Origin of the sequence: Mycobacterium sp. E3247 (assembly GCF_001667785.1) — a bacterium.
GTDB lineage: Bacteria > Actinomycetota > Actinomycetes > Mycobacteriales > Mycobacteriaceae > Mycobacterium.
Genome location: NZ_LZJG01000550.1, coordinates 25597 through 42182 on the forward strand (window position 1 = coordinate 25597; position 16586 = coordinate 42182).

The window sequence follows — 16586 nt, forward strand, 5'->3', positions numbered from 1 at the left end:
ATTCACCCGGCTCGCGCCCGGGCGGTCACCCGCCGTCCCGCACACACCCCGCTGACCTGCAGCCGCACCCGGCCGATCCGGCCGAATCCCGGGCGGCTTCCCGGGATGAACTCGTAGCCGCAGACCCGGGCCTCCAGTCGCGTGGGCGCCCCCTGCCAGTCACCGTCGGTGACCAGCACAGTGCATCCCTTGGCGCGGGCCCGCGCCACCACCGCCCGCGCCCGGGTAGGCGGCACCCGGCGCCCGCCCAGGCCGAGGACCACCAGATCCATGCCGTCGACGAGCACCGCGGCCACCTCCACCGGATCGTTGCCGGGATCCGGTATCACGGCGAGGCGACTGAGGTCCGCACCCATCTCCGCGGCGGCCAGCAGCCCGAGGTCAGGCTGGCCGACGATTGCCGCGTTGCCGCCCGCCGCCGTCACCGCGGCCACCATGCCCAGCAGCAGCGACCGGGCACCCGAGAGCACCGCCACCGTCCCCCTGGGCAACGGCGCGGGAAGCGACTCCGCCAGCCACCCCGGCAGCGTCAGCTGGGCTTCCGACTCCGGCAGCAGGTCGTCGGCGCGGGCGGCGGGGCCGGATGCGGGCCCAGGCGCCTTTCCGGCGATCACGGCCATCCGCCGGCGCAGCGATTCCAGCTGCTCAGCACGTGTTTCCTGCCGGTGATCGGGCGCGAAAGCCGCAGTCATGTCAGCCTCCTAGCACCGCTCCCGCAACGACTATTTTCGAAAGTATGTTCGACTGAGGGAGAGTAAACACCCGCCCTCCGACAACCGTCAAGAAACGGAAGGGACGCTTTATGCGATCGGTACGGATGGGGTGAATGGGGCGCAAAATGCGGCGAGATTGCCGCTGTGGCCGCGGTCGGGGCTACCCCACAACCGTGGCGGCAATCTCGCCGGCGGGCGCCGAACCTACTCCCACTCGATGGTGCCGGGTGGTTTGCTGGTGATGTCCAGCACCACGCGGTTGACCTCGGCCACCTCGTTGGTGATGCGGGTCGAGATCCGCTCCAGAACCTCGTAGGGCACCCGGGTCCAGTCGGCGGTCATCGCGTCCTCGCTGGACACCGGCCGCAGCACGATCGGGTGTCCGTAGGTGCGGTTGTCGCCCTGCACACCGACCGAGCGGACGTCGGCCAGCAGCACCACCGGGCACTGCCAGATCAGCTTGTCCAAGCCGGCGGCGGTGAGTTCCTCGCGCGCGATCGAGTCGGCGCGACGCAGGGTCTCCAGCCGCGCCGAGGTGACCTCGCCGACGATCCTGATGCCCAGGCCGGGGCCCGGGAAGGGCTGGCGCGCAACGATTTCCTCCGGCAGGCCGAGCTCACGCCCGACCGCGCGCACCTCGTCCTTGAACAGCAGCCGCAGCGGCTCGACGAGCTTGAACTTCAGGTCGTCGGGCAGGCCGCCGACGTTGTGGTGGCTCTTGATGTTGGCGGTCCCGCTGCCCCCGCCGGATTCCACCACGTCCGGGTAAAGCGTGCCCTGCACCAGGAACTCGGCCTCAGACCCGGTGTCACTCAGGATGTCTCGCACCGCGCCCTCGAACGCGCGGATGAACTGGCGGCCGATGATCTTGCGCTTGCCCTCGGGATTGGTCACCCCCGACAGCGCCCGCAGGAAGGTGTCCGCGGCGTCGATGGTGACCAGGTTGGCGCCGGTGGCCGCCACGAAGTCGCGCTGCACCTGATCACGCTCGCCGGCGCGCAGCAGCCCGTGGTCGACGAAGACACAGGTCAGCCTGTCGCCGATGGCGCGCTGCACCAGCGCGGCGGCCACCGCCGAGTCCACGCCGCCGGACAGCCCGCAGATGGCGTGGCCGTCACCGATCTGTTCGCGCACCTGCTCGACGAGCGCGCTGGCGATGTTGGCCGGTGTCCACTCCCCGCCGAGCCCGGCGAAGTCGTGCAGGAAGCGGCTGAGCACCTGCTGCCCGTGCGGGGTGTGCATGACCTCGGGGTGATACTGCACCCCGGCCAGGCGACGGGCCCGGTTCTCGAAGGCGGCCACCGTCGCACCCGAGGTGCTGGCGACCACGTCGAACCCGTCCGGCGCGACCGTGACCGCGTCACCATGGCTCATCCACACCGGCTGGACGCTCGGCAGCCCCGAATGTAGTTCGCCGCCAACCACTTTCAGCTCGGTGCGGCCGTACTCGCTGGTTCCGGTGTGGGCGACGGTCCCGCCCAGGGCCTGCGCCATGGCCTGGAACCCGTAGCAGATGCCGAACACGGGCACACCGAGGTCGAACACCGCCGGATCGAGCTGCGGGGCGCCCGGTTCGTACACGCTGGACGGTCCCCCGGACAGCACCAGCGCCGCCGGCTCGCGGGCCTTGATCTCGTCGATCGAGGCGGTGTGCGGGATGACCTCGGAGAACACCCGCGCCTCCCGGACGCGCCGGGCGATCAGCTGCGCATATTGGGCGCCGAAGTCGACCACCAACACGGGCCGGGGCGAGGGTGTTTCCACGGCAGCCAGCTTAGTGGCCGGCGCTGCCCCATGAGCGCGGGTCCTCGTCCAGCGCAAACGCCGTCCGCACCGCGTCGACGACGTCGGGGTCGCCGGTGAAGTCGATGCGCCGTAGCGCGGCCTTCCTCCTGGCCTCGTTATCCCCGAGGCGCGCGGTCAGAAGGTCCGCGGCGCGTGCGGTGATCGTCACCGAAGGCTCGCCTTTGGGGGCTGCGAAATAACCGCCCCGAAGGGCGAATTCGAATACCCGTCCGTCGATGTCGGCGTGGCAGGTCAACTCCAGGTCGGCGGCACCGGCCGGGTCGAATGGCAACAGGATGCCGGCGAGAAACCCGTTCAGCGGTGAAACGGGGCCACTGCCGACCGGCTCCAGCCGGTCCAGACCGAGCCAGGCGACACTCCGCAGCACCGGCAGGCACTTCTGCCACCCCAGGTCGCTGAGGCTGTAGACGGTGCGCCCGATCGGTGCCGGCAGTTCGGCGCGGTCCACGAGTCCCGCGTCCTGCAATTCCTTCAGCCGCTCGGCCAGCAGATTGGTTGCGATGCCGGGCAACTCGGCACGAAGGTCACCGTAGCGGCGGGGCCCCCCGACCAGCTCACGCAGGATGAGCAGCGTCCAGCGCTCGCCCAGGACATCGAGACCGAGCGCGATCGGGCAATTCTGGTTGTACGTCCTGCGGGGTGCCACGATGCCAAGCTACCACGCCAGACATGTTTTTCAACCATATACTTGATTTGTTTGTCTAGTAGCTTTAGCGTCTTGTCCATGCGCACCGAGCCCCTCTTCGTGAACCGCCCGATCCCCGCACTCGCAGTCATCTGCCTCGGGGTCTTCGTCATCAGCGTCGACGCCACCATCGTCAACGTCGCCCTGCCCACCCTGTCGCGAGACCTGGACGCCGACACCGCGCAGCTGCAATGGATCGTCGACGCGTACACCCTGGTCATGTCCGGCCTGCTGCTGTCGGTCGGCAGCCTGTCCGACCGATTCGGCAGGCGCGGCTGGCTGAACTGCGGCCTCGCCGTCTTCGCGATCACTTCCGCCGTTGCGGCGCATACCCATTCGGCTGAGCAGCTGATCGCGGCCCGCGCGGCCATGGGGGTTGGCGCGGCGGTGATCTTCCCGACCACGCTGGGCCTGATCACCAACATCTTCACCGACCCGGCCGCACGCGCCAAGGCGATCGGCCTGTGGGCGGCCATGGTCGGCGTCGGGGTGGCCGTCGGACCCATCACCGGCGGCTGGCTGCTCGAGCACTTCTGGTGGGGCGCGATTTTCATGGTGAACATCCCGATCGCCGCGCTGGCCATCGCCGGCGGCGTCCTGTTCGTGCCTACCTCCCGTGACCCGGCGGCGCCGCGCGTCGACCTGCCGGGCCTGCTGCTGTCCGCGGCCGGCATCACGGCGCTGGTCTACACCGTCATCGAGGCGCCCAGCTGGGGATGGACCAACGCGCGAAGCGCGGGCGGCTTCGCCCTGGCCACAACCATTCTCGTCGCCTTCGCGCTCTGGGAGCGGCGCAGCCCCCATCCGATGCTGGACGTCTCGGTGTTCACCAACCGCCGGTTCTCCGGAGGCAGCCTGGCCGTGACGGCCGGCTTCCTCACCTTGTTCGGCTTCATCTTCGTCATCACCCAGTACTTCCAATTCATCAAGGACTACACCGCTTTTCAAAGCGGGGTGCGGCTGCTGCCGGTTGCCGCCTCGATCGCGTTGGCCAGCATCGCGGGCCCCCGGCTCGTCGCACGAGTCGGCACCACCGCCGTCGTCGCCTCCGGACTCACCGTGTTCGCCGCCGGGCTGGCCTGGGCATCGACGGCCGACTCGGCCACCCCCTACGGCCAGATCGCCGCGCAGATGCTGCTCCTCGGTGGCGGCCTCGGCATGACCTTCTCACCGGCCACCGAGGCGATCATGGGGTCGCTGCCCATCGACAAGGCCGGCGTCGGCTCCGCGGTCAACGACACCACACGGGAGCTCGGGGGCACGCTCGGCGTCGCCGTCTCCGGCAGCATCTTCGCGTCGGTGTACGCGGGCCACCTCGGCACCCCCGCCCTGGCGGGGCTGCCCGCCGACGCGATGCGCCACTCGATGGCGTTGGCGCACAGGGTGATCCAGCAGTTACCGGTACAACAGGCCGCCTACGTCCGCGGCGCCGTCGACCGCGCCTTCTTGGACGGCTTGCAGGTCAGCTCACTGGTGTGCGCCGGGATTGCGCTCGGCGCCGCGATCGTCGTCGGCTGGTTGTTGCCGGCCCGTCAAATGGAACCCGCCCGTCAACTGGAAAGGGAAATCGCATGAGTACCCGAGTATTGGTCACCGCAGCCACCGGCAGGATCGGCGGCGCGGTCGCCGCGCAACTTCTTGAACACGGCGTCACGACACGGGCCATCGTGCATCGTGAGGACGCGCGCAGCGCCCGATTGCGAGAACTGGGCGCCGAGGTCGTCGTCGCGAATATGTTCGACTTTCAACAGGTTACGGCCGCCCTGGACGGAGTGGACCGGCTGTTCTTCAATCCTCCTTACCATCCCCATGCGCTCGACAGCGCGGTCGCCTTCGCCGTCGGCGCCCGGCGCACCGGTGTAGAAGCGGTGGTGGCGCTCGGGCAGTGGCTGGCCAGCCCGGAGCACCCGTCACTGATGACCCGGCACGCCTGGCTCACGGACAAACTGTTCGGCCTGCTGCCGGACACCGCCCATGTCGCGGTCGATCCCGGCTACTTCGCCGACAACTATCTCCAGGTACTGCCGCTGGCCGCGGCGCTGGGAATCCTGCCGGTCCCAACCGGTAAGGGCCGCAACGCGCCTCCCTCCAACGAAGACATCGCCCGGGTCGCGGTGGGTGCGCTGCTCGAGCCGCATCGCCACGACGGGCGCGCGTACCGCCCGACCGGACCGACGCTGCTGTCGGCGGCCGAGATCGCGGAGGCCGTCGGTGAGGCGTTGGGTCGGCGCGTGCGGCACATCGACATTCCGCCGTGGATGTTCATGCGCGCCGTGCGCGTCAACGCCAAGCGGCTCCGCGCCGACCGGTACTTCGAGTCCAGCCTGCGCTACTACCTGCCCGAGCACGCCCTGGGAACCTGGGAGGCGGGCGGGCCGACCACCCACGTCCGAGACGTGGCGGGCGTCGAGCCCGAGGATTTCCTCACCATCGCGCGCCGATACGTCTCCGGCCCGGAAACCCGGCGCACGGCGGGGAATCTCCTGCGCCAGGTCTGGGACTTCACGTTGACCGGGCTGGTGCCGATGCACCGACTGGACCGCTTCGACCGCCTGCAACAGCATCCGGTGCCCGCGCATCCGCGGCTATCCGGGCGGTCCGCCCTGTGGCAGACCGAGCACATGCAGGGAGTCAGCGCATGAACGACACCATCGAAAACCAGTACTCGACCGGCTTGTCCCGACCCAACATCGAACGGGCGTTGAGGTCCGCGGGCAAAGACCTCGACCGCCTGGCGCCCGCCGACCTGATTCTGGTGGAGGACTTCCACACCATGGGCCGCTTCGCCACCAGCCGGCTGGTGGATCTGGCGGGCATCACCCGGGAAAGCCGGGTGCTCGACGCGGGCAGCGGGATCGGTGGCACCGCCCGCTACGTCGCCGACCGGTGCGGTTGCACGGTGACGGCCGTGGACCTCACCGACGAGTACTGCGAGACAAGCCGTTGGCTCAACCGCCTGGTCGGACTCGGCGACCGGATATCCGTCCGGCAGGCGGACGTCACCGAACTGCCCTTTGCTGCCGGCACTTTTGACGTCGCCATCAGCCAGCACGTCCAGATGAACGTCGCGGACAAGGCCCGCCTGTACTCCGAAGCCCGCCGGGTACTGATAACCGGAGGCCGGATTGCGCTGTGGGACTTGACGATTGGGAATCGCGGCGAGCTGGAGTATCCGCTGCCGTGGGCCGATCAACCCGAGCGCAGCCACCTGGTCACCCCCGACGGGTTACGCGCGGTCATCGAGTCCGCCGGGTTCGCCGTCGAGCACTGGGACGACCTCACCGACCAGGCGGCCGAGTTCATGCAGGCGTTGCTGACCCAGCCCTCCAACCCGCTGGGTTTGCACGCCTTCGTCACCGACTTCGACCGCAAAGTCGAGAACCTGACCGCCGCGCTGGCGGACCGGCGCCTGCGAGCCATCCAGGGGGTCGCCACGGCCGCGCCCGGGTGACCGCTTGGCGACAGACATGTCGGCATGGTGGAGTGGGTATCGCTTGACTAGTCCCCTAAGACCAGGAAGCGAGTCCCCATGCTGGGTCTGCCCGAGAAGGTGCACGCCTGCCTGTTCGACCTCGACGGTGTGCTCACCGACACCGCCAGCGTGCACACCAAGGCCTGGAAGGCCATGTTCGACGACTACCTGTCGGAGCGGGCCAAGCGCACCGGGGAAGAATTCGTCCCCTTCGACGCGGCCGCCGACTACCGCAAATACGTGGACGGCAAGAAGCGCGAGGACGGGGTCCGGTCGTTCCTGCAGAGCCGCGGGATCGAGCTGCCCGACGGCAGCCCCGACGACCCGGGAGACGCCGAGACGATCTACGGCCTGGGCAACCGCAAGAACGAGATGTTCCAACAGGTCCTGCGCAAGGACGGCGTCGAGGTTTTCGAGGGGTCGCGACGATACCTGGAAGCGGCCTCGGCGGCCGGCCTGGGCATCGCGGTGGTGTCCTCGAGCGCCAACACGCGCGACGTCCTCGAGATCACCGGTCTGGACCGGTTCATCCAGAAGCGGGTGGACGGCGTCACGCTGCGCGACGAGCACATCGCCGGCAAGCCGGCCCCCGACTCCTACCTGCGCGGGGCCGAGTTGCTGGGCGTCGGCGCCGACGCCGCGGCCGTGTTCGAGGACGCGATCTCCGGCGTGCAGGCCGGTCACGCCGGAAACTTCGGCTACGTGGTGGGCGTCGATCGAGTGGGCCAGGCCGACGATCTGCGCCGCAACGGCGCCGACGTGGTGGTCACCGACCTCGCCGAGCTGCTGCAGTCATGATCGACGACGACGCCTTTCCCGTCGATCCCTGGCACGTCAGCGAGACCAGGCTCGACCTGAACCTGCTGGCCCAGTCCGAATCCCTGTTCACCCTGTCCAACGGGCACATCGGGCTGCGCGGCAACCTCGACGAGGGCGAGCCTTACGGCCTGCCCGGCACCTACCTGAACTCCTTCTACGAGATCCGGCCGCTGCCCTACGCCGAGGCCGGCTACGGCTACCCGGAAGCCGGGCAGACCATCGTCGACGTCACCAACGGCAAGATCATCCGCCTGCTGGTCGAGGACGAGCCGTTCGACGTCCGCTACGGCGAATTGATCTCGCACGAGCGAACTCTCGACCTGCGCGCCGGGACGATGACCCGCCGCGCGCATTGGCGCTCCCCCGCGGGCAAGGAGATCAGGCTGGTGTCCACCCGGCTGGTGTCGCTGGCCCAGCGCGGCGTGGCCGCCATCGAATACGTCGTGGAGGCGGTCGGCGAGTTCGTGCGCGTGACGGTGCAGTCCGAACTGGTCACCAACGAGGACCAGCCGCAGACCTCGGGCGACCCTCGGGTGTCGGCCATCCTGGAGAGCCCGCTGGTGGCCGTCGACCACGAAAACACCGAAACCGGGGCGCTTCTCATGCACCGCACCCGCAGCAGCGCCCTGATGATGTCGGCCGCGATGGACCACGAGATCGACGTGCCCGGCCGCGTCGAATTCAGCACCGATGCCCGCGACGACCTGGCGCGGACCACGGTGATCTGCGGGCTGCGCGCCGGGCAGAAGCTGCGCATCGTCAAGTACCTGGCGTACGGCTGGTCCAGCATGCGATCGCGCCCCGCGCTGCGCGACCAGGCCGCCGCCGCGATCCACAGCGCCCGTTACAGCGGATGGCAGGGCCTGCTGGACGCGCAGCGGAAATACCTCGACGACTTCTGGGACAGCGCCGACGTCGAGGTCGAGGGCGACCCGGAATCGCAGCAAGCGGTGCGGTTCGGGCTTTTTCACCTGTTGCAGGCCAGCGCGCGCGCCGAGCGCCGCGCGATCCCGGCCAAGGGCCTCACCGGGACCGGATACGACGGTCACGCCTTCTGGGACACCGAAGGCTACGTGCTGCCGGTGCTCACCTACACCGCGCCGCACGCGGTGGCCGACGCCCTGCGGTGGCGGGCGTCCACCCTGGACCTGGCCAGGGAGCGGGCGGCCGAGCTCGGCCTCCAGGGCGCCAGCTTCCCGTGGCGGACCATCCGCGGGCAGGAGTGCTCGGCCTACTGGCCCGCCGGCACCGCGGCCTGGCACATCAACGCCGACATCGCCATGGCGTTCGAGCGCTACCGCATCGTCACCGGCGACGAAGAGCTCGAAAAGCATTGCGGCCTGGGGGTACTCGTCGAGACCGCCCGGCTCTGGGTCTCCCTCGGCCACCACGACCGGCACGGGGTGTGGCACCTCGACGGCGTCACCGGCCCCGACGAGTACACCGCGATCGTGCGCGACAACGTCTTCACCAACCTGATGGCCGCGCACAACCTGCGCACCGCCGCCGAGGCCTGCAACCGCCACCCCGAGGCGGCGGAGGCGATGGGCGTCACCACCGAGGAGACGGCGTCGTGGCGCGACGCGGCCGACGCGGCCAACATTCCCTACGACGCCGGCCTGGGGGTCCATCAGCAGTGCGAGGGGTTCACCACCCTCGCCGAGTGGGACTTCAAGGAGAACCACGCCTACCCGTTGCTGCTGCACGACCCGTACGTGCGGCTCTACCCCGCGCAGGTGATCAAGCAGGCCGACCTGGTGCTGGCGATGCAGTGGCAGAGCCACGTGTTCACCCCCGAGCAGAAGGCGCGCAACGTCGACTATTACGAGCGGCGCATGGTGCGCGACTCCTCGCTGTCCGCGTGCACCCAGGCGGTGATGTGTGCCGAGGTCGGGCACTTGGAACTGGCGCACGACTACGCCTACGAGGCCGGGCTGATCGACCTGCGCGATCTGCACCACAACACCCGCGACGGCCTGCACATGGCCTCGCTCGCCGGTGCCTGGACGGCGCTGGTGGGCGGCTTCGGCGGCCTGCGCGACGACGAGGGCATCCTGTCGCTGGATCCCGCGTTGCCCGACGGCATCTCGCGGCTGCGGTTTCGCCTTCGGTGGCGTGATTTCCGGGTGACCGTCGACGTGAACCACTCCGATGTCACCTATACGGTGCGCGACGGCCCGGGCGGCCAGCTCACCATCCGGCACGCGGGCGAAGAGGTCACCCTGACCACCGATGCGCCGAAAACCATTGCGCTGCAACCCCGCAAGCCACTGTTGCCGCCCCCGCAGCAGCCGCCGGGCCGCGAGCCGCTCCACCGCCGGGCGCTCACCCGGAACAAGTGAGCGTCAGCCCGGATTGAGGATCCGCCCCACCTCGGCGCCGGCCGCCTGGCGTATCTCGGCGTCCGTCAGCGCCTCGATCCCCGTCGCCGACCGCAGGATCGGTGCGAAGAGCCGCCAACCGAATTGCAGCGCAAGGGCGTTGGCTACGGCCAGCCGCCCTTCTGTCTCGTTGTCGTGAAGCGGCAGCACCCACTCGAGTATCGCCGCGATGTTGGGGAAGCGCTTCTGCAGCTGCCCCGCCGGATACCCGTCCAGCACGGTGCGGGCCATCACACGCATCTGCCGGTCGAGGGCCCGGTCCAGTTCGTCGGCGGGCGCCCCGGCGTTAAGCAGCGCAGTCAGGTTGGCGCCCAGGTGATCGAGCACGGCACCGACGAGGTTCTCCTTGGTGCCGAAGTGCCGAAACACCAGCCCGTGGTTGACGTTGGACCGAGCGGCGATGTCCCGGATCGACGTCGCGGCGGGGCCGCGCTCGGCGAACAGGTCGGTGGCGGCCTCCAGGATGGCCGCGGCCACCTCGGCCCGTCCGGTGGGCATGTTCGAGCGGCCACTTGCGGGCGCTGTAGTCATGTGTCTACACTACTCGATGTAGTCAGTTGACTACACACCTTTACGCAAGGACTGATGAAAATGATTGGTCAGATAACCGTCACCAAGCTGGGCAGCCGTATCGGCGCTCGGGTCGACGGGGTGCGCCTCGGGGGCGACCTCGACGACGAGGTGGTCGAAAAGATCCGCCAGGCGCTGTTGGCCCACAAGGTGATCTTCTTCCGCCACCAGCACCACCTCGACGACGAGGCGCAGCTGGCGTTCGCCGGCCTGCTGGGCACCCCCGTCGGCCACCCGGCCGCCGAGCTGCTCGCCGCCAAGAACGCGCCGGTCATCACCCCGATCAACTCCGAGTACGGCAAGGCCAACCGCTGGCACACCGACGTCACGTTCGTGGCCAACTATCCGGCGGCCTCGATCCTGCGCGCCGTCACCCTGCCCCGCTACGGCGGGTCCACACTGTGGACCAACACCGCGGCGGCATACGACGACCTGCCCGAGCCGCTGACGTGGCTCGTCGACGACCTGTGGGCCCTACACACCAACCGCTATGACTACATCACCCCGCCGGCATTGACCGACGCGCAGCGCTCGTTCCGGCAGGCCTTCGAAAAGCCGGATTTCCGGACTGAGCATCCCGTGGTGCGCGTGCACCCGGAGACCGGCGAGCGCACGCTGCTGCTGGGAGATTTCGTGCGCGGGTTCGTCGGCCTTGACAGCTACGAATCGGCCGTGCTCTTCGAAATGCTGCAACGGCGAATCACCATGCCGGAGAACACCATTCGTTGGAACTGGGCACCGGGCGACGTCGCCATCTGGGACAACCGGGCCACCCAGCACCGGGCGGTCGACGACTACGACGACCAGCCCCGGCTGATGCACCGGGTCACGTTGATGGGCGACGTGCCCTTCAACATCCACCGGGAACGCAGCCGGGTGGTCAGTGGCGCCCCGCTCGAGGCGATCGCAAGCTAGGCGTAGCCGAGCGCTGCGGGTCGCCGACCGACCGAGCAGCGAGGCGATCGCAAGCTAGGCGTAGCCGAGCGCTGCGGGTCGCCGACCGACCGAGCAGCGAGGCGATCGCAAGCTAACCGGTCGAGCTCACCGGGGTGATGGGCAACCAGCGCAGCGCACCCGGTGCGTCGACGGGCACCACCGGGTGCTCGGGCGCGATCGGGTCCAGCCGGCCGTACGGCTGCCCCTGCGGCGGGCGCTGATCGGTCTCGCCCTTGTTCGGCCACAGCGACGCGGCCCGTTCGGCCTGTGCGGTGATCGACAGCGACGGGTTGACGCCCAGGTTCGCCGAGATGGCGGCGCCGTCCACGACGAACATCGTGGGGTAGCCATAGACCCGGTGGTACGGGTCGATCACCCCTTGCTCGGGGCCGTCGCCGATCGCCGCGCCGCCGAGGAAGTGCGCGGTCAGCGGGATGTTGAACAGCTCGCCCCAGGTGCCGCCGGCCACGCCGTCGATCTTCTCGGCGATGCGCCGGGTGACCTTGTTGCCGACCGGGTTCCACGCCGGGTTGGGGTCACCGTGGCCCTGCTTGCTGGTGTACCACCGGATGCCCAGCTTCCCGCGTTTGGTGTAGGTGGTGATCGAGTTGTCCAGGTGCTGCATGACCAGGGCGATCAGCGTGCGCTCGCTCCACTGGTGAACGCTGAGCATCCGCATCATCCGCCGCGGGTCCTCGCGGGCCTGGTCCAGCAGCTGCTTCCAGCGCGGCACGTCGGTCCCCTCCGGGCCGGTGCCGTCGGTCATCAGGGTCTGCAACAGGCCCATCGCGTTGGAGCCCTTGCCGTAGCGGCAGGGTTCGACGTGCGTGTCGGCGGTGGGGTGGATCGACGACGTGATGGCCACCCCGTGGGTCAGGTCCAGGTTCGGGTCGACCTCGAGTTTCCCGGCGCCGACGATGGACTCGGAGTTGGTGCGCGTCAGCACACCCAGCTTCTCGGACAGACGCGGCAACTTGCCCTTGTCGCGCATCTTGAACAGCAGGTGCTGCGTCCCCCAGGTGCCCGCCGCCAGGATCAGGTGCGTCGCAGTGTAGGTGCGCCGGTCCCTGCGCAGCCAGCTGCCGGTGCGCACGGTGCGGACCTCCCACGTCCCGTCGGGCCGCTGCTGGAAGCCCTTGACGGTGGTCATCGGGATCACTTGCGCCCCGGCCGATTCGGCGAGGCCGAGGTAGTTCTTCAGCAGCGTGTTCTTGGCGCCGTAGCGGCAGCCCGTCATGCAGCAACCGCACTCCAGGCAGCCGGTGCGCTCCGGTCCCGCGCCGCCGAAGTACGGGTCCGGCACGGTCTTGCCCGGGGTCTTGGAGCCGTCGGGACCGAAGAACACCCCGACCGGGGTGGATACGAAGGTGTCCCCGCAACCCATCTCGTCGGCGACCTCCCTCAGGATGCGGTCCGCGTCGGTGAAGGTGGGGTTCGTGACCACCCCGAGCATCCGTTTCGCCTGCTCGTAGTGGGGCATCAACTCGTCGCGCCAGTCGGTGATGTGCGACCACTGCCGGTCTTTGAAGAACGGCTCCGGCGGAACGTAGAGGGTGTTGGCGTAGTTCAGGGAGCCGCCGCCCACGCCGGCGCCGGCCAGGATCATCACATTGCGCAGCGGGTGGATCCGCTGGATGCCGTAGCAACCGAGCCTCGGGGCCCACAGGAACTTGCGCAGGTCCCAGGACGTCTCGGCGAAGTCCTCGTCGGCGAACCGCCGCCCGGCCTCCAATACGCCTACGCGGTAGCCCTTTTCGGTCAGCCGCAGCGCGCTGACGCTGCCCCCGAACCCCGAACCGATGATCAGAACGTCGTAATCCGGCCTCATCGCACCAGTATGGCCTTACTCACAGGTAACAAGCCAGCGGCCCTCGCCGGGCTCAGCTGCCGACGGCGAGCCCGACCTTCTGGAATTCCTTGAGGTCGCAATAGCCCGCCTTGGCCATAGACCGGCGCAGTCCGCCGACCAGGTTCAGCGAACCGAACGGGTCGTCGGAGGGCCCGTTGAGCACCCGCTCCAGGGGCGGCCGCTCGCCGAGGGCGATCTGCAGCAACGCCCCACGCGGCAGCGACGGGTGCGCCGCCGCGGCGGGCCAGAACCAGCCCTCGCCGAGCGCCTCGGCGGATTCGGCGAGTGGCGTGCCGAGCACCACCGCGTCGGCGCCGCAGGCGATCGCCTTGGCCAGCTCGCCGGAGGTGTGGATGTCGCCGTCGGCAAGCACGTGCACGTAACGGCCGCCGGTCTCGTCGAGGTACTCGCGCCGCGCGGCCGCGGCGTCGGCGATGGCGGTGGCCATCGGCACGCTGATGCCCAGCACCTCGTCGCTGGTGGTCACGCCCCGGGTGGAGCCGTAGCCGACGATCACGCCCGCGGCGCCGGTGCGCATCAGGTGCAGCGCGGTGCGGTGGTCGAGCACCCCGCCGGCCACCACCGGGACGTCGAGCTCGGAGATGAACGTCTTCAGGTTCAGCGGTTCCCCGTCGCTGGCCACCCGCTCGGCGGACACGATGGTGCCCTGGATGACCAGCAGGTCGATGCCGGCCTGTAGCAGCACCGGGGTCAGCGCCTGGGCGTTCTGCGGGCTGACCCGCACCGCCGTGGTCACCCCGGCCTCCCGGATGCGCGCGACCGCGGATCCCAGCAGGTCGGGGTTCAGCGGGGCGGCGTGCAACTCCTGCAGCAGCCGGATCGACGCCGACGGCTCGGGCTCCTTGCTGGCGGCCTCGACCAGCTGGGCGATCTTGCCCTGCACGTCGGCGTGCCGGCCGATCAGCCCCTCGCCGTTGAGGACGCCCAGCCCGCCGAGGCGGCCGAGCTCGATGGCGAACTCCGGGGACACCAGCGCGTCGGTCGGATGGGCCACCACCGGGATCTCGAACCGGTAGGCGTCCAGCTGCCAGGCGGTCGACACGTCCTGCGACGACCGGGTGCGCCGCGACGGCACGATGCTGACTTCGCTCAGCTCATAGGTGCGACGGGCGTTGCGGCCCATCCCGATCTCGACCATCCCGGCCTCAGCGCGCAAAGTAGTTCGGCGCTTCGACGGTCATCGCGACGTCGTGCGGATGGCTTTCGCGCAGTCCGGCCGAGGTGATCCGGACGAACTGCGCCTGTTGCAGCGCCTCAATGGTCGGCGAGCCCGTGTAGCCCATCGCGGCCCGCAGACCGCCGGTGAGCTGGTGGATCACCGAGGACAGCGGGCCGCGGAACGGCACCCGGCCCTCGATTCCCTCCGGCACCAGCTTGTCCTCGCTCAATGCGTCGTCGGCGAAGTAGCGGTCCTTGGAGTACGACTTCGCGCCACCCCGGCCCTGCATGGCGCCCAGCGAACCCATGCCGCGGTAGCTCTTGAACTGCTTGCCGTTGACGAAGATCAGCTCGCCGGGGGCCTCGGCGGTGCCCGCCAGCAGCGAGCCCAGCATGGCCGTCGAGGCACCGGCGGCCAGCGCCTTGGCGATGTCGCCGGAATACTGCAGCCCGCCGTCGGCGATCACCGGCACGCCATGCGGATGACAGGCCGCCACTGCTTCCAAAATTGCCGTGATCTGTGGCGCGCCGACCCCGGCCACCACCCGGGTGGTGCAGATCGAGCCCGGCCCCACGCCGACCTTGACCGCGTCGGCACCGGCGTCGATCAGCGCCAGGGCCGCGGAGCGGGTGGCGACGTTCCCGCCGATCACCTCGACCTTCTCGCCCACCTCGGCCTTGAGCTTGCCGACCATGTCGAGCACCAACCGGTTGTGCGCGTGCGCGGTGTCGACGATCAGCACGTCGGCCCCGGCGTCGACCAGCATCATCGCCCGGACCCAGGCGTCGCCGCCGACGCCGACGGCGGCACCCACCAGCAGACGGCCGTCGCTGTCCTTGGTGGCCAGCGGGTGCTGTTCGGTCTTGACGAAGTCCTTGACGGTGATCAGCCCGGTGAGCCGGCCGTGGCCGTCGACGACGGGCAGCTTCTCGATCTTGTGGCGCCGCAACAGCCCCAGGGCGGCGTCGGCGCTCACCCCCTCCTGGGCGGTGATCAGCGGCGCCTTGGTCATCACCTCGGCGACCTTTCGGGTCTGGTCGACCTCGAACCGCATGTCGCGGTTGGTGATGATGCCGACCAGCGCCCCGGTGTCGTCGACCACCGGCAGGCCCGAGATCCGGAAGCGGGCGCACAGCGCGTCGACCTGGGCCAGGGTGTTGTCCGGGCGGCAGGTGACGGGGTCGGTGACCATGCCGGCCTCCGAGCGCTTCACCATCTCGACCTGGCCGGCCTGTTCGGCCACGGGCAGGTTGCGGTGCAGCACGCCCATGCCGCCCGCCCGGGCCATCGCGATGGCCATCCGCGACTCGGTGACCGTGTCCATCGCCGAGCTGACCAGCGGCACCTTGAGCCTGATCTTCTTGGTGAGCTGGCTGGACGTGTCGGCGGTGGCGGGGACCACATCCGAAGCGGCGGGCAGGAGTAAGACGTCGTCGAAGGTGAGGCCCAGCATCGCGACCTTGTGCGGGTTGTCACCCCCGGTGGGCACCGGGTCGTCGATCAGCCCCCCGATGCGTGGATCGCGCACGTAGGGGCTGCCGACGAGGTCGGAGCTGTCTTCCAGGTGGGACATGCCACGGGTCATCGGTGGGGCCCTCCATACGATGCGGCGCGAGAACCCCATCCTATCGGCTCGGCCGTCCCCTCCAACCGCTTGCCGGGGCGCGCCGCGGGGGGCAACCGGCCCAAACCGGCACGGAAACGACGGGCGGCTTGCCTGCTGGCGTTATCCCGGCCCGGCTGCGTAGGCTAGTGTGCGTGCGCGATCACCTCCCACCGGGTTTGCCGCCCGACCCCTTCGCCGACGACCCCTGCGATCCGTCGGCTGCGCTGGAAGCCGTAGAGCCGGGGCAACCCCTGGACGCCCAGGAGCGGATGGCGGTCGAGGCCGACCTGGCCGACCTGGCGGTTTACGAGGCCCTGTTGGCGCACAAGGGCATTCGCGGACTCGTGGTGTGCTGTGACGAATGCCAGCAGGACCACTATCACGACTGGGACATGCTCCGGGCGAACCTGTTGCAGCTGCTGATCGACGGCACCGTCCGCCCACACGAGCCGGCCTACGACCCCGAACCGGACGCCTACGTCACGTGGGACTACTGCCGGGGATACGCCGACGCCTCGCTCAACGAGGCCACCTCGGACGCTGACGGCTACCGCCGCTGACGGTTAGCC

Annotated in this window: 14 protein-coding genes; 7 read left to right on the top strand and 7 right to left on the bottom strand. The window is 69.5% G+C overall.

Going from position 1 to position 16586, the window contains the following annotated elements:
* Positions 1–2 precede the first annotated feature (2 nt).
* From A9X04_RS28035 to A9X04_RS28045, 3 genes are all read right to left on the bottom strand, one after another.
* Entirely contained in the window at positions 3–692 is a 690-nt protein-coding gene (locus A9X04_RS28035; RefSeq protein WP_067928063.1) for a hypothetical protein, read from the bottom strand.
* 225 nt (positions 693–917) lie between these two features.
* The gene (gene guaA, locus A9X04_RS28040) at positions 918–2477 is read right to left on the bottom strand and encodes a glutamine-hydrolyzing GMP synthase (RefSeq protein WP_231985838.1); all 1560 of its coding nucleotides are present in this window, start codon (positions 2475–2477) and stop codon (positions 918–920) included.
* 10 nt (positions 2478–2487) lie between these two features.
* Positions 2488–3165 (bottom strand): helix-turn-helix domain-containing protein, encoded by a 678-nt coding sequence (locus tag A9X04_RS28045; protein ID WP_067928070.1) that lies wholly within the window; start codon positions 3163–3165, stop codon positions 2488–2490.
* 78 nt (positions 3166–3243) lie between these two features.
* Here A9X04_RS28045 and A9X04_RS28050 point away from each other — a divergent pair, with 78 nt between their 5' ends.
* From A9X04_RS28050 to A9X04_RS28070, 5 genes are all read left to right on the top strand, one after another.
* The gene (locus A9X04_RS28050) at positions 3244–4779 is read left to right on the top strand and encodes an MFS transporter (protein WP_067928073.1); all 1536 of its coding nucleotides are present in this window, start codon (positions 3244–3246) and stop codon (positions 4777–4779) included.
* On the top strand, positions 4776–5846 hold the full coding sequence (locus A9X04_RS28055; protein ID WP_067928076.1) for an NmrA family NAD(P)-binding protein: 1071 nt from the start codon (positions 4776–4778) through the stop codon (positions 5844–5846). The genes A9X04_RS28050 and A9X04_RS28055 overlap by 4 nt, the downstream gene beginning before the upstream one ends.
* Positions 5843–6655 carry a class I SAM-dependent methyltransferase gene (locus A9X04_RS28060; RefSeq protein ID WP_067928079.1) on the top strand — a complete coding sequence of 271 codons (813 nt, stop codon included), beginning with the start codon at positions 5843–5845 and terminating at the stop codon, positions 6653–6655. Before A9X04_RS28055 ends, A9X04_RS28060 begins: the two co-directional genes overlap by 4 nt.
* Positions 6656–6733: 78 nt before the next feature.
* Positions 6734–7474 carry a beta-phosphoglucomutase family hydrolase gene (locus A9X04_RS28065; protein WP_067928083.1) on the top strand — a complete coding sequence of 247 codons (741 nt, stop codon included), beginning with the start codon at positions 6734–6736 and terminating at the stop codon, positions 7472–7474.
* Complete coding sequence (locus tag A9X04_RS28070) at positions 7471–9837, top strand: glycoside hydrolase family 65 protein (protein WP_067928086.1); 2367 nt, start codon at positions 7471–7473, stop codon at positions 9835–9837. The genes A9X04_RS28065 and A9X04_RS28070 overlap by 4 nt, the downstream gene beginning before the upstream one ends.
* 3 nt (positions 9838–9840) lie before the next feature.
* Here A9X04_RS28070 and A9X04_RS28075 read toward each other — a convergent pair whose 3' ends face one another.
* On the bottom strand, positions 9841–10407 hold the full coding sequence (locus tag A9X04_RS28075; protein WP_067928089.1) for a TetR/AcrR family transcriptional regulator: 567 nt from the start codon (positions 10405–10407) through the stop codon (positions 9841–9843).
* A 60-nt stretch (positions 10408–10467) separates the two neighbouring features.
* Between A9X04_RS28075 and A9X04_RS28080 the strand changes: the two genes are divergently transcribed.
* Positions 10468–11361: a TauD/TfdA family dioxygenase gene (locus A9X04_RS28080; RefSeq protein ID WP_067928139.1), complete on the top strand. Its 894-nt coding sequence runs from the start codon at positions 10468–10470 to the stop codon at positions 11359–11361.
* 112 nt (positions 11362–11473) lie between these two features.
* On the opposite strand, the gene A9X04_RS28085 is transcribed toward A9X04_RS28080, so the two are convergent.
* Genes A9X04_RS28085 through guaB form a run of 3 tightly spaced genes read right to left on the bottom strand, consistent with a single transcriptional unit; the run spans position 11474 to position 15996 of the window.
* Complete coding sequence (locus A9X04_RS28085; protein WP_067928091.1) at positions 11474–13210, bottom strand: GMC oxidoreductase; 1737 nt, start codon at positions 13208–13210, stop codon at positions 11474–11476.
* 52 nt (positions 13211–13262) lie between these two features.
* Positions 13263–14390, bottom strand: a complete 1128-nt coding sequence (locus A9X04_RS28090; RefSeq protein ID WP_067928094.1) for a GuaB3 family IMP dehydrogenase-related protein — start codon at positions 14388–14390, stop codon at positions 13263–13265.
* A 7-nt stretch (positions 14391–14397) separates the two neighbouring features.
* Positions 14398–15996, bottom strand: a complete 1599-nt coding sequence (gene guaB, locus A9X04_RS28095) for an IMP dehydrogenase (protein WP_067928096.1) — start codon at positions 15994–15996, stop codon at positions 14398–14400.
* A 173-nt stretch (positions 15997–16169) separates the two neighbouring features.
* On the opposite strand from guaB, the gene A9X04_RS28100 reads away from it, so the two are divergent.
* Positions 16170–16577: a DUF5319 domain-containing protein gene (locus A9X04_RS28100; RefSeq protein WP_046186907.1), complete on the top strand. Its 408-nt coding sequence runs from the start codon at positions 16170–16172 to the stop codon at positions 16575–16577.
* The last annotated feature ends 9 nt before the right edge of the window (positions 16578–16586 follow it).